Raw genomic sequence first — 1,724 nt, forward strand, 5'->3', positions numbered from 1 at the left:
TTGGACCAAGTTCGATCCGTTGGGGCTAAAATTCGAGGTTGGAGATGAGGACGATTATACCGTGGATGACGATGGTAATCGTCAATATAATGACCAAAGCCAACAAGACATTTGGAATACATGGCAAGATGTGCAGCAGAGTGATTATTATAACGATCAGCGCAAAAATCCCGATACGGGTAAAATGGAAGATAGTGCTCTAAAACAATTGCATGAGAATGAGGATGTCACAGTTCAGCTTTCGTTTACGGACGGTAATACGTCATATTTTAGTATTAATGATAATGAAATTAGACTTTCTAGGAATGCGCTTGACGGCAAAGAAACGAAGGGAATCGACGGGAAAGGCAACAAAGGCTTCATGTCTGCCGCATCAGTCCTCATCCATGAGGGTCGACATGCTTTCGACTTTAATATTACTGCAAAAGGTAATAAAAACAACTACAGTGATAGTTTTCAAAATATGTTTGCTCAACCAAAAAATCAATGGTCTGGCTACCCAAGTCAGACCGAATACAATGCTGTATGGGAGGCCAACCAATATAGATCAACCGTCGGAGAAAGTTTGCGTAGTCAGTATAACACATACAGTGGTGTTGCAGGTTTGGCAGATTCAGTAGATTATTTTGTGAATCCGCGACTCCCAAACTCCAACGGTCGAGCGCTAACGTTTGAAAGGCATGTTGAGCAATATAATAGCGCTAATAACCCTAATTTCAGCCCAGCTAGGGCTATGAGAGAAGATGTGGATCACTACAACTCGCATGGACTATGATTACTAAATTTTTTCAAATTTTGATGCCAGTTTTTATTTGCTGCATTGTCGTAAATGCAGAAGAGTATGGAACTATTTTAAGGCATGGAGAGTTTAAGATTGGCGATGACTTACTGTGTTATCATGACGGCCAACTTTTTACTGGCCAAACATTGGTTTCGGAGGAGGACGAAGATGTTGAAGGGCCTAGGTCTGGCAAAGTGACTCTTACCAATTGGAAAGATGGATGGCAGGATGGAGAAAAAACAGTTTACTATAGCTCACAAAGAGTCCGGCGATATGCGGTTGTTCACTTTAAGAGTGGCATCAGAGAAGGAGTAACAAAGTATTGGAGAGAAGATGGAACGATTGATTGGGTTGTTGATTATAGCAACGGGATGAAAAATGGCTGGTCGACGACATACCATCAAAATGGTAGAATAAAGGCTAAATCATTTTATTCTAGTGATTTGCTAAATGGCCCAGTGATTAAATGGGATGAAAATGGTAAATTGCTTTCTTACTACATATATAGTGAAGGTGATAGAGTCCAAGTGGTGCATGAGGAAGCACGCTTGCAGACTGATGAAAATTTGAGTGAATAATAATAGGCTACAATTTTGGGCGATATTAATTGAACAAATGAACCATTACATGTTACGAGCCGAAATAACGCCGACCATTTTTGCCGAATTTAGCTCATAAGATTTTTGTGAGAATCCCGGTTTATTGAGAATAAAAGTAGCCGGTGGCGTCATATTGAGGAATACGAAAGGGGGCCAACGTAGAACTTCCCCTAGCTAATCATGAATGTATGGCTTGTTTGTTTGGTCGTCAAAATCCGTGGATATGTCGCTACTACTAAAGGGGCCGCGACCTGAGCGCGCGTTCGATTGGGGTGATTGCTTCATTTGGTTAAGGTCCAAGGCCTCTAGGGTGCGTTTCATTGAGAGTTATGATGCCTTTTAAC

General features: G+C 41.3%; 2 protein-coding genes. Both read left to right on the plus strand.

The window, feature by feature from the left end; translation table 11 throughout:
• Positions 1-775, plus strand: a 775-nt coding sequence (locus tag IE065_RS17790; RefSeq protein WP_229792162.1) for a hypothetical protein, incomplete at its 5' end; no start/stop codon positions are given.
• Positions 772-1,359: a toxin-antitoxin system YwqK family antitoxin gene (locus IE065_RS17795; RefSeq protein WP_189517659.1), complete on the plus strand. Its 588-nt coding sequence runs from the start codon at positions 772-774 to the stop codon at positions 1,357-1,359. The genes IE065_RS17790 and IE065_RS17795, both read left to right, overlap by 4 nt.
• Positions 1,360-1,724 lie beyond the last annotated feature (365 nt).

It is taken from the genome of Cerasicoccus arenae (genome assembly GCF_014651635.1).
In the GTDB taxonomy this organism is placed as follows: Bacteria; Verrucomicrobiota; Verrucomicrobiia; order Opitutales; family Cerasicoccaceae; genus Cerasicoccus; species Cerasicoccus arenae.

What these genes read in the sequence shown, in the direction of transcription:
- IE065_RS17795 (WP_189517659.1), top strand. Translation starts at nt 772, where the DNA reads ATGATTACTAAATTTTTTCAAATTTTGATGCCAGTTTTTATTTGCTGC.